At 42.9% G+C, this 21,707-nt stretch carries 15 protein-coding genes and 1 pseudogene; 14 read left to right on the top strand and 2 right to left on the bottom strand.

Annotated features, from left to right (window positions below; genetic code table 11):
- Positions 1 to 232: 232 nt before the first annotated feature.
- Entirely contained in the window at positions 233 to 1,639 is a 1,407-nt protein-coding gene (locus tag HUN01_RS11665) for a sensor histidine kinase (protein ID WP_181931400.1), read from the bottom strand.
- Positions 1,640 to 2,178: 539 nt separating this feature from the next.
- Between HUN01_RS11665 and HUN01_RS11660 the strand changes: the two are divergent.
- Both HUN01_RS11660 and HUN01_RS11655 read left to right on the top strand, forming a co-directional pair.
- Positions 2,179 to 2,499: pseudogene (locus tag HUN01_RS11660) on the top strand (response regulator); the annotation flags it as partial.
- A 525-nt stretch (positions 2,500 to 3,024) separates the two neighbouring features.
- On the top strand, positions 3,025 to 3,648 hold the full coding sequence (locus HUN01_RS11655; protein ID WP_238846191.1) for a glycosyltransferase: 624 nt from the start codon (positions 3,025 to 3,027) through the stop codon (positions 3,646 to 3,648).
- Positions 3,649 to 3,947: 299 nt separating this feature from the next.
- On the opposite strand, the gene recA is transcribed toward HUN01_RS11655, so the two are convergent.
- Complete coding sequence (recA, locus tag HUN01_RS11650) at positions 3,948 to 5,027, bottom strand: recombinase RecA (protein WP_114082455.1); 1,080 nt, start codon at positions 5,025 to 5,027, stop codon at positions 3,948 to 3,950.
- Positions 5,028 to 5,558: 531 nt separating this feature from the next.
- Here recA and HUN01_RS11645 point away from each other — a divergent pair.
- The 12 genes from HUN01_RS11645 to bioF all read left to right on the top strand — a co-directional run bounded on the left by HUN01_RS11645 (position 5,559) and on the right by bioF (position 21,692).
- Positions 5,559 to 5,717, top strand: coding sequence for a hypothetical protein (locus HUN01_RS11645; protein WP_181931399.1), 159 nt, complete (start codon positions 5,559 to 5,561; stop codon positions 5,715 to 5,717).
- A 209-nt stretch (positions 5,718 to 5,926) separates the two neighbouring features.
- Positions 5,927 to 6,196 carry a type II toxin-antitoxin system Phd/YefM family antitoxin gene (locus HUN01_RS11640; protein ID WP_181931398.1) on the top strand — a complete coding sequence of 90 codons (270 nt, stop codon included), beginning with the start codon at positions 5,927 to 5,929 and terminating at the stop codon, positions 6,194 to 6,196.
- Positions 6,183 to 6,464 (top strand): type II toxin-antitoxin system RelE family toxin, encoded by a 282-nt coding sequence (locus tag HUN01_RS11635; protein ID WP_181931397.1) that lies wholly within the window; start codon positions 6,183 to 6,185, stop codon positions 6,462 to 6,464. Before HUN01_RS11640 ends, HUN01_RS11635 begins: the two co-directional genes overlap by 14 nt.
- A 60-nt stretch (positions 6,465 to 6,524) precedes the next feature.
- On the top strand, positions 6,525 to 7,793 hold the full coding sequence (gene xseA / locus HUN01_RS11630; RefSeq protein ID WP_181932659.1) for an exodeoxyribonuclease VII large subunit: 1,269 nt from the start codon (positions 6,525 to 6,527) through the stop codon (positions 7,791 to 7,793).
- The gene (xseB, locus tag HUN01_RS11625; protein ID WP_099102361.1) at positions 7,786 to 8,013 is read left to right on the top strand and encodes an exodeoxyribonuclease VII small subunit; all 228 of its coding nucleotides are present in this window, start codon (positions 7,786 to 7,788) and stop codon (positions 8,011 to 8,013) included. The genes xseA and xseB overlap by 8 nt, the downstream gene beginning before the upstream one ends.
- 81 nt (positions 8,014 to 8,094) lie before the next feature.
- Positions 8,095 to 10,353, top strand: a complete 2,259-nt coding sequence (locus tag HUN01_RS11620; protein WP_181931396.1) for an ATP-binding protein — start codon at positions 8,095 to 8,097, stop codon at positions 10,351 to 10,353.
- Positions 10,350 to 10,823 carry a response regulator gene (locus tag HUN01_RS11615; RefSeq protein ID WP_181931395.1) on the top strand — a complete coding sequence of 158 codons (474 nt, stop codon included), beginning with the start codon at positions 10,350 to 10,352 and terminating at the stop codon, positions 10,821 to 10,823. Before HUN01_RS11620 ends, HUN01_RS11615 begins: the two co-directional genes overlap by 4 nt.
- Before the next feature lie 2 nt (positions 10,824 to 10,825).
- Positions 10,826 to 13,711: a response regulator gene (locus tag HUN01_RS11610; protein ID WP_181931394.1), complete on the top strand. Its 2,886-nt coding sequence runs from the start codon at positions 10,826 to 10,828 to the stop codon at positions 13,709 to 13,711.
- 739 nt (positions 13,712 to 14,450) lie between these two features.
- Entirely contained in the window at positions 14,451 to 18,185 is a 3,735-nt protein-coding gene (locus HUN01_RS11605; RefSeq protein ID WP_181931393.1) for a PAS domain-containing protein, read from the top strand.
- A gap of 773 nt (positions 18,186 to 18,958) precedes the next feature.
- Positions 18,959 to 19,717, top strand: a complete 759-nt coding sequence (locus tag HUN01_RS11600) for a sucrose-phosphate phosphatase (RefSeq protein ID WP_181931392.1) — start codon at positions 18,959 to 18,961, stop codon at positions 19,715 to 19,717.
- Positions 19,717 to 20,349, top strand: a complete 633-nt coding sequence (gene ruvA / locus HUN01_RS11595; protein ID WP_094328759.1) for a Holliday junction branch migration protein RuvA — start codon at positions 19,717 to 19,719, stop codon at positions 20,347 to 20,349. Before HUN01_RS11600 ends, ruvA begins: the two co-directional genes overlap by 1 nt.
- Before the next feature lie 149 nt (positions 20,350 to 20,498).
- The gene (gene bioF, locus HUN01_RS11590; RefSeq protein WP_181932658.1) at positions 20,499 to 21,692 is read left to right on the top strand and encodes an 8-amino-7-oxononanoate synthase; all 1,194 of its coding nucleotides are present in this window, start codon (positions 20,499 to 20,501) and stop codon (positions 21,690 to 21,692) included.
- The last annotated feature ends 15 nt before the right edge of the window (positions 21,693 to 21,707 follow it).

Genomic DNA, 21,707 nt, shown 5'->3' with positions numbered 1-21,707 from the left:
ATACTATAGGAATCATATTTGATTTTTGAAAAACACCGTACAACTCAAAAAGTCTATTGCCGCCGACACAAGTCAGTTCAAAAATCAAAGCAGATTTCTATATTGATTCAGGACTGCCATCCGGGAGCAGAAACACCGGGCGATTGGAAATCGCGGTTACACAAACGAAGTCCGCCTGCGTGGACTTTCTGAAACCTGCGTAGGCGGGTTTTGTTTGTATAGCCCCAGACTTCTAGTCTGAGGGCAATCTGCTTAATTTATTATTGATTATTACTGTTCCCTGTTGGGGAAATTTTATCGTAAAACTTGTTCCACCTCCTACCTCAGTATCTACATAAATTTCTCCGTGATGTATTTCTAAGCATTTTTTCACCACAGCCAGTCCTAGTCCACTGCCAACTATCTTGCCTACATTATTAGCACGATGAAAAGGCTCAAATAAATGCTGATGAAATTCTGAAGGAATTCCTATACCATTATCTTTGACTTGGAAAATTATTGCGTGTGGTTCACAACTAAGAATTAGAAAAATCCTTCCCTCTGGAGGTGAATATTTCATCGCATTTGAGAGTAAATTAGTCAAAATAGAATACAGTATATTTTCATCTAATTTGGCATGAGTACAGTTACCTTGACTGATAAATTTAATAGTATGCTGCTGTTGATTACAAAATTGGAGGTCTTCTATTAAATTAATGCAAAATGCTTCCAAATCCATCAGTTCTGGATGAAATTCCAATTTACCAGCTTCTGCCCTAGTCAAAGTTAAAATATCGGTTAGTAACTGGTTCATTGACCTAGCTGAAGATTGAATGCGATACAGATTTTTAAGTTTCTTCTCTTCTGTCCACTGCTGATTACTTTGAGCCAATAGTTGAGCCGACCCCAATATAATACTCAATGGTGTACGAAATTCATGGGATACCATTGAAAAAAAACGCAACTTCAATTCACTAAGTTCTTTTTCTTGAGCTAGAGTTTTTTGAATAGTTTCTGCTTGCTGGCGCTTAACTAATTGTTGATAAAGCAAAGCATAAACCCCTAGTAAAATAGCAAAACTCAAGAAAGTACCGAGGAATTCAATCAACATCCGGTTGCGGATATTATCTTGAGAATCTCTGACCGAAATTTGCAATAACTGTTCCTCTCTAGCTTGCATTTGGGTAAGTATTTCACGGATTTGATTACGGTTTTGGTTGCCTTGAATAATTAAAGGTGCTTGAATGGCAAAGCTTGATTTACCTACTTTTTTGAGGTTAATTGACTGTTTAGATAACTCAACTCTTTGAGTAATGAAGAATTTTAGCTTCGTTAGTTGCTGCTGTTGAGAGGAGTCATCAGCAAGTTGTTGCTGCAACTTTTGGACTTTGGCATCTAGGCTTTGCATTGCCTGATAGTAACGTTTGAGTTCTGATTGCTCTCCATATAGGATATAACCCCTACGTCCTGCTTCTGCATCGGTTAGTGTAGCAAAGATGTCGATAATATTTTTCATTACCTCATGCGTATCCTTCACTTGATTGCTACTTGCAATTAGCTGAGTAGCATTTTGGTAAGAAATAAGACTAGCTGTACCCATTAATAATAAACACAAGCCAAAAGCAGAGGCAATCCATTTCCTTTCCAGCGACCATTTCATAGAAAAAATCAATTAATGGTTCAGAGTCCATATCTTATCCAAGACCTTACATCAAAGTAAATATTTTCCAACAGAAGCCTAGTACCGCAAGGCGGAATTAAAACAATTCGCAATTCGCAATTCGCAATTACGTTTTGTGACGGGGATTTAGACCCCGACACAAAACGCTCTGCTTGATAGAAGCAGGGGACTTAAACCCCAAACTTTGTTAAAAATTAAAAATTAAAAATTAAAAATGAAGACAGCGTAAGGGTTTTTTTGATTGGAAATGGGTGGTTTCTTTCCGCCGTGCTGTACTAGTTCAGAATTACTTTTATTACTAACCGATTTTTACCCGATTTTTGCCTTTTATCTCCACAACTAGTTGTTAAAATTTTATATAAAATCAATTTCCTTGCACTAAAATGTCTCCAAATAAATTTAATTGTTTGTTTGGAGAATTTTAATTTTATATATTTCCTCGCCCAAAATCAAATTGAAAGTATTAAGGTTGGATATTGGGATTCATCCTAGTTTTTTAATTCACGAATATTCTAACAATGCGGATTTTGGTAGTTGATGATGATGTGCAGCTAGCAGAAATGCTAATGGAAGCCCTAACAGACCGTCAATATGTGGTAGATTTGGCTCAAGATAGAGAACAAGCGTGGGATTGCATCAAAGTCTTGGAATATGATTTAGTGGTGCTAGATATTACCTTACCCAAGTTAGATGGTGTGAGTTTTTGTCAACGCTTGCGATCGCCTATTGGGGAGCGTAGCCTGTCGCACAATCGCACAATACCTGTACTCATGTTAACAGCACGCGATACCCTTGGTGAGAAAATTACCGGGTTGGATGCTGGAGCAGATGATTTTATTGAGACAGTTCATGGATTGGGCTATCGCTTAAAGCAGCTTTAAAAAACTAACCGATTTCTACCTTATATTTGCCCATTATCTCCACAATTGATTGTTAGACTGCAATTAAATTACTGAAATTAACCTCATTACACTACCAGTTCTCCAAATCGATTTAATTATTGACTTGGAGAATTTTAATTTTGACCTCCGCTAACACACCACAACCTTAGAATGCTACCTTATGCTATCGCTAACATAGCCTAAGTGAATTTCAAAAATAAAAAACTAGTCTTAATATATAAGAATCCGCTTTGATTTATGAAATTATTTGCGTAGGTAGGGAATAGGCAACACGCTTCTTCAAGTTGTACTGAATTTTTTCAAAAATCAAATAGGAATCCTATAGAGATTTATTTAGTTAGATAGCATTACTTTTTTAATCACCGATTTTCCCCCATTTCTAACCGATATTTTAACTTTTAAGCGTAATATATCAGAACAAAAGTACGTTGGGAAGTTTATTTGAAATTTAAGGATATTTTTATGTCTCGTTTTTCAGTGGACAAAATACTTGCAGACTTCAAAGAACAACAACGCATTGAAACTTTGGTGAACGACCTGGGATTGGAAGCCGTTACAGTTTTCACTGGACGAATTTCTCAAGCGTTGTTACCTGCTTACTATGCCGCAGGGGATATCTGCGTTGTACCAAGTTACTACGAACCTTTTGGTTTAGTGGCGATTGAAGCAATGGCAGCCGGAACACCCGTAATTGCTAGTAATGTGGGAGGATTGCAGCATACGTTAGTGCATGGTGAAACCGGATTTTTAGTTCCTCCTCGTGATTCTAAAGCATTGGCGATCGCGATTCATAGTCTATTACAAAACCCAACTCTAAAACAAAGCTATGGCAATGCTGCACAAAATTGGGTTCAGTCTCGTTTTAGCACTCAGGGAGTTGCCACCCAAGTTCACGAACTCTATCAATCTTTGACACTTGATACATTTGTTCAAGAAATTATTCAAACTAAAAAGTTAACTCCAGATTTGGAAAGACAAATCCAAAATTTATTGAAGTCGAAAGCTTTGAAATCCAATGAAATTAAAGCTTTAGAAAAATTGATTGACTCTTTTTCTAATGGCATTGTCCAGTGGGCAACCAGTTAAATGAAATCATATTTCCTGCAAAATCACATTAGGGAAATGATTCTCGAAAAATCATTGAGCAAGACGTACATATCAAACATTCTTGTATTTAATACCAATTAAATTAATGATTGCAACACATCCTTAGATTGGGTAATGACGCGATTCATCGCGTCTCTACAAATGGTCTATTTGTCGCATTCTTTTTTCAAATTGGTATAACAATACTCAAATCTCGATTTTTGGAAAAAATAAGGTGCGTTATATCTCTTCATAACGCACCATTTATTAGCAGTTCCAGATTAATAAATCCACATTCCTTATTCTTCTGGCTCTAAATCAACTTCTTCCTCTTCATCTTCTTCACTGGCTTTAGCTACAGAGTTAGCAGAAACAACAGCGCCTTTATCTAGCTTTTCACGCACCAGTTTCTTAATTTCTTCAGCAAATTCCGGCTTTTCTTCTAGATACTTAATGGCGTTGTCCCGTCCTTGGGAGATATTATCGCCATTGTAACTATACCAAGCCCCCTTGCGGACGATAATGGAAGTTTCTTCTGCCAAGTCTACAATACAACCCAAGGTAGAAATGCCTTTACCAAAGATAATATCGAATTCCGCTATTCTGAACGGCGGCGCTACCTTATTTTTAGCGACTTTGACTTTAACGCGATTACCAAATTCATCTGTACCTTTCTTCAAGGTTTGAATTCGACGAATATCCAAGCGCACCGAAGCGTAAAATTTCAATGCGTTACCACCAGTAGTAGTTTCTGGGCTACCGTAGGTAACACCGATTTTTTGCCGCAACTGGTTAATGAAAATTACTGTACAACCAGATTTACCAATGTTGCCCGTAATTTTACGCAAGGCTTGGCTCATCAACCGCGCTTGCAAACCAACGTGAATATCACCCATATCGCCTTCAATTTCAGCACGGGGAACCAGTGCTGCTACTGAGTCAATTACTACAATATCAACCGCAGCAGAGCGCACAAGCTGATCAACAATTTCCAAAGCTGATTCACCCGTATCTGGCTGGGAAATCAGCAAATTGTCAATATCTACACCCAATGCCGCAGCATAAGTAGGATCAAGGGCGTGTTCTGCATCAACAAAGGCAGCAATACCGCCATTTCTCTGCACTTCGGCGAGTGCATGTAGCGCTACTGTGGTTTTACCGGAACTTTCCGGCCCATAAATTTCAATTACCCGCCCCTTGGGTAAACCACCACCCAATGCTAAATCTAGGGTAAGCGCTCCACTAGAAATCGTTTCCACCCGCATCCGGGTAGCATCGCCCAGGCGCATGATTGCCCCTTTACCAAAGCTGCGCTCAATCTGGTTTAGCACCATAGTCAGTGCTTTTTGCTTGCCGGAAGTATCGGTGTTGATAGCCATTTCTGCCTCTAATGCCTCTAATCTAAATATATGGTTTTAAGGAGTGTTGGTTTCGGAGCTTGAGTAGAACAGATATACTATTTTAACCAGAAAATTCTGGAATAGGACTTCTCAAATCAAAAAAGGGTGTGACAAGATCGTAACTTGATCGCTACCAGATTAGGGTAGTTTTGCACAATGATACCAACTTGCATTCAGAGATAGCTTTTTTTGGCTGGGTAAGCAAGAGTTTTCAAAGAAAAAATAAATTAGCTAAACAACACTGTCAGTACAACCGGACTCGTGAGCATTTGCGGAGGTTGCTCAATTAGGAGCGATCACTAATGTAAATCAGTATATCATCAACAGCGGCTTCATTATTAAGTAGCTGCTAGACTACACAAATATTACTTTAGAGTTCATTTATTCTCGTATGTACACTTATAAACTAACCCGCATTGTATTCAATGACGGCTCAGAAATCCGACCAGGAAACATGACCGTCATAATTAAAAAGGACTATTCATCAATCCGTGTGGTGAGTTAGAGTCAATGCTGACACAACAGGGTATTCAATACACGACTGACAAAAGAGGATGGATTACACAAGCTTTGCAACTGCTATCTAGGCTTGAAGTTAATGAAACTGAATATCCTTGGCGATTTATCAAAGCAATCCAAGAGCATCTTGTGGGCATAAAGACTCAATAAGGCTTTTGGTAGCAAGATACCCAGACTACTAGAGCTACGTTGGGGCAATTCTAGCAGGGCGATCGCATTTATATAATAATCAAAGTCGGCCCATCTCTTGCAAGGTTTTGATATGCTGTTCAGAATCATCTACAGGTTAAGCCAAAATTGAGATGAGAAGATTTATCTGCTAGAATATAGTCAAAATGTTTAAAATAGTCAAAACATATATGCAGACCTATACTCTCACAGATGCTCGTAACAAACACGGTGAGGTTTTTGATAAGGCTGCTACTGAGCCAGTTCTACTAACTAAGCAATCACGGCCTAGCCATGTGATTATCTCAGCAGAGAGCTACCAAAAATTAATTAATCGGTTGGAAGAATTAGAGGATATGGTTTTTGGTCAAGCTGCTGAAGTTGCTCTGAGTCAGTCCAAAATGATTGGTACAGAGGCTTTTACATCTGCATTAGAGCATTTAGCTAATGGCGAAGCTTGATGGTCTAGCAACTGTTCTTGATTTTCTGAACGGTTTACAGCCTAAAATAGCAGCCCAGATTGCAAAAAAGGTTTTGGCTTTGAATGTTGAGCCTTTACCTGCTGATAGTGAGCAGCTATCTGGTTATCAGGGTTTATATCGAGTTGATAGTGGTGAATATCGAATTATTTACAGGTATTTTCCCGATCAAGATTTAATAGAAGTGATTTTAGTCGGTAAGCGCAATGATGATGATGTCTACAAAAGATTGAAGCGTTTACTGGGTTAACCTTTGGTTTTCATTAAAATGCTAGAATCTCTCCAGCACAAATGCTTTCAGGCATCTTTGATGACTTTCGACCTTCCCGACTCTCTGATTCTTGACACAGCGCTTTCAGTATCTGGATTAACTGACTATATCCGCTTGCTGTTAGAGCAAGATGAACAATTGCGGCAAGTTTGGGTAACTGGCGAAGTTTCTAGTGCTAACCACCATCGGAGTGGGTTATTTTTTACGCTGCAAGATACCGATCGCACCGCCGGAATTAAGTGTGTGGTATGGAATAGCCAATTGCCAAAACTCACCCAAATGCCAGTTGCCGGTGAGCAAATAATTATTTTGGGTAGTATTCGCCTATATCCACAACGGGGAGAGTATCAGTTATCAGTTTGGCAGACTTTACCTGCTGGTGTTGGCTTACAGGCGTTGCGGTATCAACAACTCAAAAATCGCTTGCTGGCTGAGGGATTGTTCGACGCGCAAAGAAAGCGATCGCTCCCCATCCATCCCCAAACGATCGCTGTTGTCACTTCACCAACGGCTGCTGCTTGGGGTGATATTCAAAAAACCCTCAAACAAAGGTATCCAGGTTTACACGTTTTATTTTCTCCCGCTACAGTACAAGGTGAGCAAGCACCGGAATCTATCGTCAAGGCAATTGAGCGGGTGGAAAGAGATGGCCGCGCCGAAGTGTTAATTTTATCGCGGGGTGGTGGCGCGGTGGAAGAGTTGGCTTGTTTTAATGACGAACGAGTGGTGCGATCGCTGGCTAGTTGTTCTATTCCTGTAATTACTGGGATTGGCCATCAACGAGATGAATCTTTAGCAGATTTAGTCGCAGATGTATGTGTGCATACACCCACTGCGGCGGCGGAAATGGTTGTGCCAGCACTTTCAGAGTTGTATACTGAACATCGGCAAAGAGTTGTCGCTTTACATGAGGCGGTGCATGGCTTTAGGGAAAATGCTGAGAATAAACTGCAAGTATTACGTAATCGTTTGCGACGTTTGCGGTTAGATCGACAAGTGCAGCAGGAGGTGGAAAAGCTAGCTTGGAAGCGTCAGCATTTGGTGCAAATTACGACAGGGCGATCGCACCAAGCAACGCAGCATTTAGAATTATTGCGGCAGAAGTTGGCAACTCTTGACCCGAAAGCGGTGTTACAGCGTGGTTATGCAGTGGTGAGGCGGGAAGATGGGGCGATCGCACGTTCGGCGGCGGAGTTGGCTGTGGGGGAAGAGTTAATGATTCAGTTGGGGCAAGGTAGCGTTAAAGTGAAGGTTATGGAAATAAACGAACCGCAGAGGCGCAGAGGACGCAGAGAGTTGAATGGTTAAACGTAAGGGTGCTTCTAGTTCTGAGGAAGGTTGGAATTATGAGGCGAAGGTTGCTGAGATAGAGGGAATTATTACTCGCATTGAGGCGGGTGAGTTAGAATTGGAAGCTGTGTTTGACCAATTTGCAACTGCTGTGGAATATTTGCGTCAGTGCGAAGGTTTTTTGCAGCAGCGACAACAGCAGGTGGATTTGTTGATTGAAACATTAAGCCAAGAGTAGAAGCCAGAGTTTCTAGTGTAAGTTCAATTAGTCATTTCTGATTTATGCCAGAGTTCTAATGAGGAGTTGGAGAAACTGAGAATGACTGATGAAATCATTGATTTGACAAACTGCGATCGCGAACCAATCCACATTCCCAGTTTGATCCAGCCTCACGGGGTTTTACTAGTTTTGCAAGATCCCACCCTGGAAATCCTTCAGGTGAGCAGCAACAGTCAGGAAGTTGTTGGTTTTCAACCTGATGAATTACTCGGCAAGCCGTTGTCAGATTTACTTGATATCAAGCAGATAAAGCTGATTAAAGAATGTCTGACGGAGGATTTTGAGAGCGTTAATCCCTTAAATCTGTCCATTAAACATCATAATAAATTAATTCATTTTGATGGCATTGTTCATCATTTAGATAATATTATTATTCTAGAATTAGAGCCGAAAAAAGCGAAGGAGAAAACAGGTTTTTTTGACTTCTATCAACAGGTAAGAGGAACCATCACCCGCATTCAGAAAGCACTAACGCTGCTAGAAATGTGCCAAATTGTGGTAAAAGAAGTCCGGCGAATTACTGGCTTCGAGCGCGTCATGGTCTATCGATTCGATCGGGAAGGGGCAGGCTGTGTGATCGCTGAAGACACCAATCACGAAACGCCTTATTTGGATTTACACTATCCGCCTTCTGATATTCCCAAGCAAGCCCGACAGCTATACACCCTTAATTGGCTGCGGCTGATTCCAGATGCCAGCTACCAGCCTGTCACCTTAATTCCAGCGAACAATCCTTTAACAAATCAACCGTTGGATCTCAGTCTCTCGGTGTTGCGGAGTGTTTCTCCAATTCATCTAGAGTACCTGCAAAATATGGGCGTGACTGCCTCTATGTCTATTTCTCTGATGCAGGATCAAAAGCTTTGGGGATTGATTGCCTGTCACCATTCGTCACCCAAATATATTTCTTACAATATCCGCACTATCTGCGAGTTCATTGGACAGGTGATGTCTGTGGAACTGGCAAATAAAGAAGCAAGTGAAGATATTGATTACAAAAGTCAATTAAAGTCATTACAAACGCAATTTGTGGAAAGCTTGTCTCAGGCTGAGTATTTCCTGGATGGCATGGTGCAACTGAAATCTCAATTACTCAATCTGGTCAGCGCCACGGGAGCGGTGATATGTAGTGGCGACCAGTATATTCGAGTGGGTCAAACGCCATCGGAATCAGAGGTTCACGCTTTACTTGATTGGATTAAACCTCAACTGCATCATAACTTGTTTGAGACGCGATCGCTCACGAAAAATTACCCTGCTGCCGAATCATTTAAAGCGATCGCTAGTGGCGTTTTAGCCCTGGAAATTTCCAAAGTTCACCACAATTACATTCTCTGGTTTCGTCCAGAGGTAATTCAAACGGTGAATTGGGGCGGCAACCCCAACAAGCCTGTGGAAGTTTTCTCAGATGGCAGTTTAAGAATGTCTCCTCGCAAATCCTTTGAATTATGGCAAGAAACGGTGCAAGGATCTGCCCTACCCTGGAAACCTTGTGAAATTGAGGCGGTTACTGAACTGCGAAGTCTAGTTGTGGGCGTTGTATTGCGACAGGCAGACAAACTAGCATCGATGAATTTTGAATTACAACGGAGTAACGAAGAACTTGATTCTTTCGCTTATGTTGCCTCCCATGACCTCAAAGAACCGCTACGGGGCATTCACAACTACGCTAACTTCTTAATGGAAGACTATGCAGACGTACTGGATGATGACGGGATTGGGAAACTGCAAACCCTGGTACGGCTGACACAGCGAATGGAAGACCTGATCAATTCCCTCCTCCATTTCTCGCGGTTGGGACGCGCCGAACTGAGCCGGCAACCAGTGAATTTAAACGAGTTAGTGCAGCAGGTAATCACCACTTTGACCATTTCCCGACCGCAGAGTGAAGTTGAGTTTCGCATTCCTCAACCCCTGAAAAGCGTTCAAGGCGATCGCGCTCAGATTAATGAACTCTTCAGCAACCTGATTAGCAACGCTATTAAGTACAACGATAAACCCCAGAAGTGGGTCGAAATTGGTTTTATTGAAGGCAATGGCGAAAGAAAACTTGCTTCTACTTCTCTAACTTTCTACGTTCGTGATAACGGCATTGGCATCTCTCAAGAGCATCTCGACAAAATCTTTCAAATCTTCCGCCGCTTACATGGACGGGATGACTTTGGCGGTGGGACTGGCGTAGGGTTAACCATTGCCCGCAAAATTGTGGAACGTCACGGTGGTAGAATCTGGGTGGAATCTACACCAACTATTGGTAGTACGTTTTACTTCACCCTGTCAGCGGAGGCAAATACATGACTCGGATTTCAGCCTTCCCGATGCAGGAAACCCCACTACTTTTAATTGTCGAGGATAGCAACGAAGACTTTGAGGCACTGCAAAGATTTCTAGGGCGTTCTACCATTGCGATCGCTATTCAGAGGTGTGTAAATGGGGAACAAGCCTTGGCGTTTCTTTATCGCACTGGCAGCTATGTGGAGCGCGAAAAGTCGCCCCGTCCTGGCTTGATTGTGCTTGACTTGAACCTGCCCGGAACCGATGGACGAGAAGTGTTACGCCGGATTAAACAGGATGACAACTTGAAGATGATTCCGGTGGTGGTGTTTACTACCTCTAACAATCCTAAAGATATTGAAGTATGTTATCAATATGGTGTCAACAGCTACATTGTTAAGCCAATCAATTTTACTCAACTGAAACGAGATATTCAGATGCTTGTGGAATATTGGTTTGAAGTGACGACGCTGCCTGATTATCCCAAGGATTAGTCATGAGTCAGAGATGGCGCACTGTCTTAATTATCGATGATTCCCCAGAAGATCGAGAACTTTATCGGCGGTATTTACTGCGTGACCAGGAATATTCCCATACCATTTTAGAGGCGACACTAGGTAAACAAGGTCTGGAACTTTGGCAGCAACATCAGCCAGATGTGGTTTTACTTGATTATCGACTGCCCGATTTGGATGGACTGGAATTTCTAGCTCGGTTACAATCCTGCCTGCAACAGCCATGTTTCCCGGTGATTATGGTAACAGGACAGGGCAATGAAGCGATCGCAGTTCAGGCGATGAAAGCCGGCGCACAAGATTATCTAGTTAAAGGGCAAATTACCTCACAAGGGTTACACCTGGCAATGAATCGAGCGATCGCCAGCGTGCAGATGCGTACCCAACTGCAACAGCAAATTGAACGAGAACGCTTGACTAGACAAATCAGCCAGCAAATTCACCAATCACTGGAACTAGATCAAATTCTCCAAACCACTGTAACTGAGGTGCGCCAGTTTCTCCAGACCGATCGCGTCATCGTTTTTCAGTTAGATGCTGACGGAAATGGCATCGTTGTCGCCGAATCTGTTGTCGGAGAATGGCGAGCAGTCCTGTCGGCTAAAATCTATGACCCTTGCTTTGCCGAAAGTTGTATAGAACGCTATCAGCAAGGGCGGGTAATGGCAAAATCTGATATTTATGACGGCAGTCTTGCTTCCTGTCATGTGGAATTTCTCGCACAGTTTCAGGTAAGGGCAAATTTAGTTGTCCCCATTCTGCGAGATGACCAATTGTGGGGACTTTTGATTGCCCATCATTGTATCGCTCCGCGATCGTGGCAGTTGATGGAAATTGAATTACTCCAACAACTTGCAGTTCACCTGGGAATTGCTCTCCAGCAAGCTAATGCTTATGCCCAACTAGAGCAGCAGAGTGAAGCCCGTTATCGTGCCATTGTTGAAGATCAAACAGAATTGATTGCCCGGTATTTACCAGATAGCACCATTGAGTTTGTTAATAGCGCCTATTGTCGTTACTTTGGGCTAAAACCAGAGGAAATTCTTGGTAAGAGTTTTCAACCTGTGATTTTTGCAGAGGATCGGGAAATGGTGACTCGGTTGGTAAACTCTATGAGTGCCGAAAATCCCACCGTCACTATTGAGAACCGAGTGATTATCAACGGTGAAATTCGCTGGACTCAGTGGATCAACCGGATGATATTTAATCAGCAAGGACAATGTACAGAATTTCAATCTGTGGGACGAGATATTACCAAGCTGAAAGAGGCAGAAGCCCAACTGCGTCATAGTAGTGAGCGTGTCAGTTTAGCCAATGCCGAATTAGCTAGAGCCGCCCGACTCAAAGACGAATTTCTGGCAAATATGAGTCATGAATTGCGTACCCCTCTCAACTCAATTCTCGGATTATCTGAAGCCCTATTGGAGGAAGTCTTTGGCAGCTTAACCCCGAAACAAAGCCAGTTTTTAAAGACCATCGAACAGAGTGGGGAACACTTACTGGCATTGATTAACGATATTTTAGACCTATCTAAAATTGAGTCAGGCAAGATGGAGATTGAATTGCGTCCAGTCTCGCTTGATTCAGTTTGTGAATCTAGTCTCAATTTTGTCAAAGAACAAGCTCGACAAAAACAAATTCAACTAACCTGCGAAATCGATCAAACCATTACCGACATCGAAGCTGATGAACGGAGATTGCTTCAGGTGTTGGTCAATTTGTTGACAAACGCGGTGAAATTTACGCCCGATGGAGGTCGCGTTAAGTTTGAAGTCAAGATGAACTCGCCACAGCAAGCCGTTGAATTTCGGGTAATTGATAACGGAATTGGAATTTCCCCAGAAAATTTGAGCCAGATATTTCAGCCGTTTATTCAGTTAGACAGTTCCCTATCACGACGTTATACAGGAAGCGGACTAGGATTATCGATCATCCAGCGTATTGTCGATTTACATGGTGGCAGCATCCATGTCGAGAGCGAGGTGGGACAAGGAAGTTGCTTTAGTGTCATGTTGCCGTGGCATCCCTTATTTAAACAAGATGACTCACCATTACCTGAAGCTCCATTGAATGAAGGTGAAATCCAAAAAGCTTTAGTAGTAGAAGATTCCGGTGTGGCTGCTAACCAAATTAAACGATATTTTGCGGAATTAGGCGTAACTAGTGTAATTCACCCAGTTGGGGAAGGTGTCTTGAAAGTTGCTCTACAAGTCAAGCCGGATGTGATTGTGCTGGATATCTTGCTGCCTAAAAGTTCTGGGTGGGAAGTGTTAAGGGAGTTAAAAGCACATCCCCAGACTCAGAATATTCCGATTATTCTCATTTCAGTGGTGGATGAGCGATCGCGCATTTTAGAATTAAAATCTACTGAATATCTTTTAAAACCTCTCTCACGACAAAAGTTTTATCAAGCATTGAACCGGATTTTCACAAAGGTTCAATCGCCCAACCCACAAGCTGCCATTGTCATTGCTGCGGCCGAATCAGCCCAAGCCCCCAAAATTTTGTTAGCAGAAGACAATGAAGCCAACATCACTACGCTCATGAGTTACCTGGAGGCATATAATTTTCAGGTTATGCTTGCCCGCAATGGCTTAGAAGCCGTGCAAATGGCTAAACAGCATCAGCCTCATCTCATCTTGATGGATATTCAAATGCCACAAATGGATGGATTAGAAGCAACCCGGCAAATTCGTGCCGATACCAAAACCCACTCGATTCCGATCATTGCTCTGACAGCTTTGGTCATGCCGGGAGATTTAGAACGGTGTGTAGAAGCGGGCGCAAACCACTATTTAGCCAAGCCGATAAAACTCAAGCAGTTATTGGAGATGATCGCCCAGCAACTCTCAAAAACTGATAACTAGCAATTATAGTTCAACTTATATTCCGCAGATATAGAAAAAAGCTAATTTTTTTTAACTCATATCTAAAATAACCATAATAAAAAGTTTGTAGTGGGGACTTCAGTCCCCAAAGCTAGGACTAAAGTCCTTACTACAAACTTTAATTTTTTTATGCATAGATATTTATATCTATCTTACTTATTGAGTATATTTGCAATTGTGATAACGGCAATCGCATTCAGTTTGTATATGTTCTGCCATTGGTGTAATATCATGCTGAGTAAAAAAATTATCATTCAAACTGCAAAGCTTAGGGAGCAGAGAGAAAGAGGGTTTTAAGATTTTTACATAGATGACCACAATCATAACTAATGAATCAGATATAGTAATTCGAATTCAAACGTGAGAATATAAGGAGATTAAAAGCACCCAATTATAAGCTTTACAGCGATTTTAATCCCTCTGATTGAGGATTGCTATTACTATCTTCATAGATAATTTGTATTAGTAAGTAAATATTTATAGATTATCCTCTAGCAAATTGATATAAATTTTATCAGCACGCAAGAATAAAATTATACATTAAAATTATCAAGCAAGTTAACGCAAAGCAGATGTCAAGAGCGATCCCATAAATTCTATCTAATATGGTAAGATTCTGGCATTAATGAAAGGTTTTAGCATTTCTTGAAAAATGTCAAATTTTCTATGCCAACCTGCGGAAGGTGGGTTAATATCTACTTGAATTAATTAATTCACAATGTCTCAGCAACAGCGCACTCTTTTAATTGTCGATGATTCCCCAGAAGATCGAGAACTTTATCGGCGGTACTTGCTGCGCGATCGCGAACATTCTTACACTATCCTAGAAGCAACGCTGGGACAAGAAGGGCTAGAACTTTGGCAGCAACATCAGCCCGATGCTGTGTTGCTTGATTATCGACTGCCCGACTTGGACGGACTAGAATTTCTAGCACAATTGCAACCCTCAATACTACAGCCTTGCCTACCTGTAATTGTCATCACCGGACAGGGCAATGAGGCGATCGCAGTTAAGGCGATCAAAGCGGGCGCACAAGATTATATCGTCAAAGAGCAAATCACCCCAGAAGGGCTGCAAATAGCAGTCAATGGGGCAATTGAAACAGTGCGGCTACGTACTCAACTACAACAGCGGATTGAACGAGAGCGCGTAGTTGCACATATTACCCAGAAAATTCACCAATCGCCGAATCTGAATGAAATTCTCCAGACAGCCGTAGGCGAAGTCCGAGAATTTCTACACACCGATCGCGTTTTGGTTTTTCAGTTAAAACCTGACGGGGATGGCACAGTAATCGCAGAATCAGTTGGGGCACAGTGGCGATCGCTGCTCTCCCAGACTATGTACGATCCCTGCCTCGCTGAGAACTACTTGGCATGGAATCCGTCGGAAACTGTCAGCTACGATACCGCCTTTGTCGAAAATTATATCCAACGCTATCGTCAGGGTTACGTAACGGCAATTTTTGACATTCAGGATAGCAGTATCGATCCCTGCCACGTTGAACTGTTGGCTCAGTTTCAAGTAAAAGCTAATTTGGTAGTGCCGATTATTTACGATAACCACTTTTGGGGATTGCTAATTGCTCATAACTGTGCAACTCCTCGAAGGTGGCAACCCTTAGAGATTGACTTGCTCAAAGAACTGGGGATTCAAGTTGGCATTGCAATTCGCCAAGCGGAACTCTATCAACAGGTGCAGAATGAACTGACCGATCGCAGACGAGTAGAAGCAGAATTACGGGAGAGCGAAGAATGGCTGCAATTGGCACTGTCAGCCTCTCGGATGGGAACGTGGAACTGGAACATCCTAACGGGAAAAATTTCCTGGTCGGATAACCTGGAAGCCTTATTTGGACTGGAACAAGGAGAATTTGACGGTTCATTCGAGATGTTTGTGGCGCGAGTCCACCCTGACGATCGCGATCGCCTACTAGCAGCCATCGATCATGCGATCGCCACTAGAGAAGACTATGAAATTGAATTTCGAGTAGTATATCCCAACGGTAAGATTCGGTGGGCACTGAGTCAGGGCAAGGTACTTTACGACCAACACGGACAACCGATTCAGATGGCGGGTATCGATCTAGATATCACCGAACGTAAACGATCAGCCGAAACTCTGCGTGAGAGTGAGGAACGTTTTCGCCAACTCGCAGAAAATATTGATGCGGTGTTTTGGATCAAAGAGGTGTTGGAAAATCGAGTTAGCTATGTCAGTCCTGCATATAAAAAACTGTGGGGATTGAACCCGCAGGACTTGTATCAAGGACAACAAGCATGGATCGATCGTATCCACCCAGAGGATCGAGAAGCGACAGACAGAGCATTTCATGAAAAAGCTGTTGCCGGTCAATTTGATCAAGAATATCGGATTATTTTACCCGATGGTAGTATTCGCTGGGTTCGCGATCGCTGCTTTACGCTGCGAGATGAAACAGGAGAGATTTATCGGTTTGCCGGGATTGCCGAAGACATCAGCGATCGCAAACAGGCAGAGCTTGCTTTGCGCCAGAGTGAAGAATTTAAAAACCGTATTTTAGATAGTAGTTCTGACTGTATCAAAGTATTAAGCCTCGACGGGCGGCTGCTGTATATGAATACAGGTGGACTATGCTTAATGGAAATTGACGACTTAGATTCCTACCTGAATACTGAATGGCTCTGCTCCTGGGAAGACGGCTATCGGCAACAGGCAGAGCAGGCACTCGCTGCCGCTAAAACAGGTGAAGTCAGCATTTTTCGTGGATACTGCCCAACCGTAAAAGGCACTCCCAAATGGTGGGAAGTGGTCGTTAGCCCGATTTTGGATGCTTCCGGGCAACTAGAACGAATCTTATTGATTTCACGAGATATCACAGAACGTAAAAAGACAGAACTCCTATTGCAGGAGAACGAAGCCCGGTTGAAACTGGCGTACAAAGCTACGCGATCAGGAGTATGGGATTGGGGCATTACCCGCAACATAGCTCATGTATCTGAAGAATACTGTAATTTATTCGGGCTTGACCCAACCACACAGGAAGTCAGCTTTGAACTGTGGTTAAGTCTCGTGTACCCAGACGATCGCACTTCTGCCAATGAAATAGTGAGTCGTACCATCCAGCAACAGCAAGAGTATTATGAAACTGATTACCGCATTCTACACCCTGATGGCATTCGCTGGTTAGCAGCTAGAGCTAAGGTTTTCTATGATGCTGCGGGCAATGCAGTACGGATGCTGGGCAACGTGCAAGATATCACCGATCGCAAACAAGCTGAAATCGAACGCGATCGCCTATTGCAACTAGAACAATCAGCCAGAGCCGAAGCCGAACGCGCCAATCGGATCAAAGATGAGTTTTTGGCCGTTCTCTCCCACGAATTGCGATCGCCCCTCAACCCCATTCTCGGCTGGACAAAACTGCTACAAACCCGCAAATTTAGTGAAACCAAAACAGCCGAAGCTTTAGCCACCATCGAACGCAACGCGAAATTGCAAACTCAACTGATTGATGACTTGCTCGATGTCGCCAAAATTCTGCGCGGCAAACTCAGCATCGATGCGACTCCTGTAAATTTGGCCTTTGTGATTGAATCTGCGATCGACACAGTAAGAACCGCAGCTGTTGCTAAATCAATTTTGTTGCATCCGGTGCTGCCGAATATTGGGCAAGTCTCTGGAGATTCCAACCGCCTGCAACAGATCGTTTGGAATTTACTTTCTAACGCGATCAAGTTTACCCCTAACGGAGGACGGGTAGAAATCCGACTACAGCAACTCGATAATCAGGCAGAGATTATTGTCAGTGACACTGGCAAAGGCATTAACCCTGAGTTTCTCCCATATATTTTTGAGTCATTCCGTCAAGAAGATGTCTCAATTACTCGCAAGTATGGCGGGTTAGGATTGGGATTAGCGATCGTCCGGCAATTAGTTGAGGCTCACGGCGGCACGATCGCGGCTGATAGTCCAGGTGAAGGCTTGGGAGCCACCTTTACAGTCCAGTTGCCATTGCTGAATGTTGAACCGGAAATCAAGCGGCCAGATGAGTTGCCACAACCAGCACTCGAACTCACGGGTATTCGAGTTCTCACAGTTGATGATGATGCCGATGCCCGTGAGTTATTAACAGTATTGCTGGCTGAATACGGAGCTACAGTCTTGACTGTTGCCTCTGCGGCAGAAGTATTGGTAAACCTAGAGTCCTTTCAACCCGATGTCTTAGTCAGTGATATTGGAATGCCCGAAGTTGATGGTTATTCCTTGATTCAACAGATCCGCACTTTAACTGCCGAAAAAGGGGGAGAAATTCCCGCGATCGCTTTAACTGCTTATGCCAGAATTGAAGATTCTCAGCGAGCTATAACCAGTGGCTATCAACGGCACGTTACCAAGCCCCTCGATCCAGAAGAATTAGTTGAAGCTGTGGTGACGCTGGTACAGACTAAATTATACCATTCCTCAAAATGATTCGGTTTAATCCACGATACAGCAGATTTCAGGTAAATGAAGTACATATATAAAACCCAAAACCTTGTAGAGACGTAGCAGTGCTACGTCTCTACGTGTATTCGATTAGAGCGAAATCTGCTGTATTGCTCAAATTTAAACATTATTTATCTAAATTTGAGCGTTTGCAGCTAATGTTCTTTCATATATAAGAAACGCTTAAGCATTTGCTGCAAATGTATAATTAGTTGTTGCAAATGCTCTTCCATGTATAAGAAAGGTTTAAGTCTTTGTAACAATCATTGTAATGAACTTATAAATCTATTTATTACCCGAAATATAACCTGACTTTTCCCGGTATCTGGAAAACCTTACTTCTATTTCTCTCTTCCTTTAAGGAGGAATGGCACTAAATTAAGATGCAGCCCTTGCCCCAACTGCTTCCCAGCCTCCAGGCTGGGAAAGTATTTCTCTCGTTTATCTCGTTCGTTTATCTCGTTCCCATGCAGAGCATGGGAATGCCCCTCGTTGAGGCTCTGCCTCCAATCTGGCATTGAGTCTCTGACTCAATGAATGCATTCCCAGTCTGAGACTGGGAATGAGGAAAGTCGTCTTATCAAGCTAGGTTTTTAGGACTTGTGTGTACACCGTAGCCAATACATACGGGGAGGGTTAGGGTGGGGTAAAACGCTAGTTAATCAGCTATTTCAGACTTGTGTGTAGACTAGAAAATAAATCTCTTGCAAAAGTCTCTTCACGCGGTAGAATAACGAAATTTTGCAAGAGTTCTAATCATGAAACCATTTCTGTTTGTAACCGATTTAGATGACACCCTCGTATATCGGACTGTGGGTGATGACAGCGCTTTGCCAGAACTAAATCAACTGCTGAAGAGACATCGCCAAGAATACGGCACTAAGATTGTTTATTCTACCGGGCGATCGCCTGTACTTTACAAAGAACTCCAAGCCCAAAAAAATCTTTTGCAACCAGATGCCCTTGTCCTTTCCGTCGGTACAGAAATCTACTTTGATGGTACTGATACTCCAGACTCAGGTTGGTCAGAAATCCTCTCTGCGGGATGGGAACGGGAAACTGTATTATCTATTACCCGCAAATACCGTGAGTTAGTTCGGCAACCAGATTCAGAACAGCGTCCCTTCAAAGTGAGTTTTTTTCTAGAACAAGAAGTATCTGCGAATGTTCTACCACAACTTGAAGCAGAGTTGCAGAAATCTAAATTAAATGTAAAGTTAATCTACAGTAGCGGTATTGACCTTGACATTGTACCCCATAGCAGCGATAAAGGTCAGGCAATGCAGTTTTTACGCCAAAAGTGGAAATTTGCAGCAGAACAAACAGTTGTCTGTGGTGATTCGGGTAATGATATTGCTTTATTTGCTGTAGGCAACGAACGGGGAATCATTGTGGGGAATGCCCGAAAAGAGTTACTCCAATGGCACGATGAGTATCCCGTTGATCATCGCTACCTGGCAAAAGGTTTTTGTGCAGGTGGAATTATTGAAGGCTTAAATTATTTTGGTCTCTTGTAATGATTAGTTATCTAAAAGGTATAGTCGCTGGTATCCAAACAATTGGCGCTAATCGCGTGATTCTGACTCTGGAAGTGAATGGCTTGGGGTACGATTTGCAAGTTCCCCAACGGCTAGCAAACCAGTTACCAGAGTCGGGAGGAGTAGCGCAAATTTTTACCCATTTCCAAATTCGCGAAGAAGTGCCCTTTCTATATGGCTTTGCTTCGCCATCTGAACGCGATTTATTTCGCCACTTGCTGACTGTCACAGGGATTGGTGCAGCCTTAGCGATCGCACTCCTGGACACTCTGGAACTACCAGATTTAGTCCAAGCAATTATCGCTGGCAATACACAAATCTTAATTCAGGCTCCAGGTGTGGGTAAAAAAATCGCTGAACGCATCTGTTTGGAACTGAAAAGCAAATTAGTCGAGTGGCGCAAATCAGCCGGGTTCTTCGTCGCCACAGGTGGGCCAGCACCAGGAATTCTCGAAGAGGTGCAAATGACTCTCTTCGCCTTGGGATATACTGCCCATGAGGTCAGTCACGCCCTCCATGTAGTCAGTGAAGATATTGGACTACCCAAAGATGCCTATGTCGAAGATTGGATTAAACAAGCGATCGCTCATCTCAGTAGCGAACAAGTTTAATTGTCATTAGTCATTAGTCATTTGTCATTAGTTATTTGTTATTCTCCCTAACGCCCGCCCAATGATCAATACTTCTCTACGAGATGCTGCGCCAACGGCAAAGCTTAATGCCCCATGCCCAATGCCCTATCCCCAATGCCCTATCCCCAATGACTGATCCTTATGCTTGGCTAGAACAGTCCTTAGCAACAATTCATCGGGCAGACTGGTATCGTTCGGTACAACCTATCAATGGTCGTCCGGGTGCAACGGTGGTTTTAGCTGGGCAAGAGGTAATTAATTTTGCCAGTAATGACTATTTGGGATTGGCTGGGGATGAGCGGTTGATGGCAGCTGCAACTGCTGCGATCGCCGAATTTGGAACTGGTAGTACTGGTTCTAGATTACTCAGTGGGCATCGACAATTACACAGGGAGTTAGAGGAGGCGATCGCATCTACCAAACAAACAGAAGATTCCTTGGTATTTAGTTCAGGGTATCTAGCAAATTTGGGTGCAATTACTGCCCTCGTTGGCAAGCGTGATTTAGTTTTATCAGACCAGTACAATCATTCCAGTCTGAAAAATGGAGCGATTCTCAGTAGTGCAGCAGTTGTGGAATACCCGCACTGTGATATTGCAGTCCTAAAAACTCAGTTGAGTGAACAGCGGCAAAACTACCGACGCTGTTTGATTCTTACTGATAGCGTCTTTAGCATGGATGGCGATTTATGTCCATTACCTGCACTGTTGGATCTCGCTGATCAATTTAGCTGTATGCTGCTAGTCGATGAAGCCCATGCCACTGGGGTCATAGGAAAAACTGGCGCTGGGTGTGTCGAGCATTTTGGCTGCACGGGAAAACAGTTAATTCAAGTCGGCACTTTGAGTAAAGCTTTGGGTAGTTTAGGCGGATACGTAGCGGGAAGTAGCCTCCTAATTGACTTTTTGCGAAACCGCTCACCCAGTTGGATTTATACCACTGGGCTTTCGCCTGCTGATACGGCAGCAGCCCTAGCAGCAATCAAGATAGTGCAACAAGAACCGCAACACCGTGCCCAATTGTGGCAAAACGTACATTATTTGAAAAATTTACTGCAACAACAGTTACCAAACTTAAAATTACTGCCTTCTGAATCACCTATATTATGTTTTCAATTGCCCAGTGCTACAGATGCACTCAAAGCTGGAAAACAGCTAAGAGAGGCTGGTATTTTTGCCCCAGCAATTCGTCCTCCTACAGTGCCCACAAGTCGGATCAGAATATCTTTAATGGCAACTCATGAAGCAGCACATATTGAAAAATTGGTAGCAGTGCTGAAGGATATCAATTACACCGATCACGAGCTATCAAAGACTAATTAACGGAGTTTAAAGATT

The sequence above is a fragment of the Nostoc edaphicum CCNP1411 genome (genome assembly GCF_014023275.1).
GTDB lineage: Bacteria > Cyanobacteriota > Cyanobacteriia > Cyanobacteriales > Nostocaceae > Nostoc > Nostoc edaphicum_A.
This window is presented reverse-complemented; position numbering and strand designations above follow the sequence as displayed.

Bases quoted from the DNA above. Each gene is read 5' to 3' on its own strand.
- HUN01_RS11665 (WP_181931400.1), bottom strand. From the start codon at position 1,639: ATGAAATGGTCGCTGGAAAGGAAATGGATTGCCTCTGCTTTTGGCTTG.
- HUN01_RS11655 (WP_238846191.1), top strand. From the start codon at position 3,025: ATGTCTCGTTTTTCAGTGGACAAAATACTTGCAGACTTCAAAGAACAA.
- recA (WP_114082455.1), bottom strand. From the start codon at position 5,027: ATGGCTATCAACACCGATACTTCCGGCAAGCAAAAAGCACTGACTATG.
- HUN01_RS11645 (WP_181931399.1), top strand. From the start codon at position 5,559: ATGCTGACACAACAGGGTATTCAATACACGACTGACAAAAGAGGATGG.
- HUN01_RS11640 (WP_181931398.1), top strand. From the start codon at position 5,927: ATGCAGACCTATACTCTCACAGATGCTCGTAACAAACACGGTGAGGTT.
- HUN01_RS11635 (WP_181931397.1), top strand. From the start codon at position 6,183: ATGGCGAAGCTTGATGGTCTAGCAACTGTTCTTGATTTTCTGAACGGT.
- xseA (WP_181932659.1), top strand. From the start codon at position 6,525: ATGACTTTCGACCTTCCCGACTCTCTGATTCTTGACACAGCGCTTTCA.
- xseB (WP_099102361.1), top strand. From the start codon at position 7,786: ATGGTTAAACGTAAGGGTGCTTCTAGTTCTGAGGAAGGTTGGAATTAT.
- HUN01_RS11620 (WP_181931396.1), top strand. From the start codon at position 8,095: ATGACTGATGAAATCATTGATTTGACAAACTGCGATCGCGAACCAATC.
- HUN01_RS11615 (WP_181931395.1), top strand. From the start codon at position 10,350: ATGACTCGGATTTCAGCCTTCCCGATGCAGGAAACCCCACTACTTTTA.
- HUN01_RS11610 (WP_181931394.1), top strand. From the start codon at position 10,826: ATGAGTCAGAGATGGCGCACTGTCTTAATTATCGATGATTCCCCAGAA.
- HUN01_RS11605 (WP_181931393.1), top strand. From the start codon at position 14,451: ATGTCTCAGCAACAGCGCACTCTTTTAATTGTCGATGATTCCCCAGAA.
- HUN01_RS11600 (WP_181931392.1), top strand. From the start codon at position 18,959: ATGAAACCATTTCTGTTTGTAACCGATTTAGATGACACCCTCGTATAT.
- ruvA (WP_094328759.1), top strand. From the start codon at position 19,717: ATGATTAGTTATCTAAAAGGTATAGTCGCTGGTATCCAAACAATTGGC.
- bioF (WP_181932658.1), top strand. From the start codon at position 20,499: ATGACTGATCCTTATGCTTGGCTAGAACAGTCCTTAGCAACAATTCAT.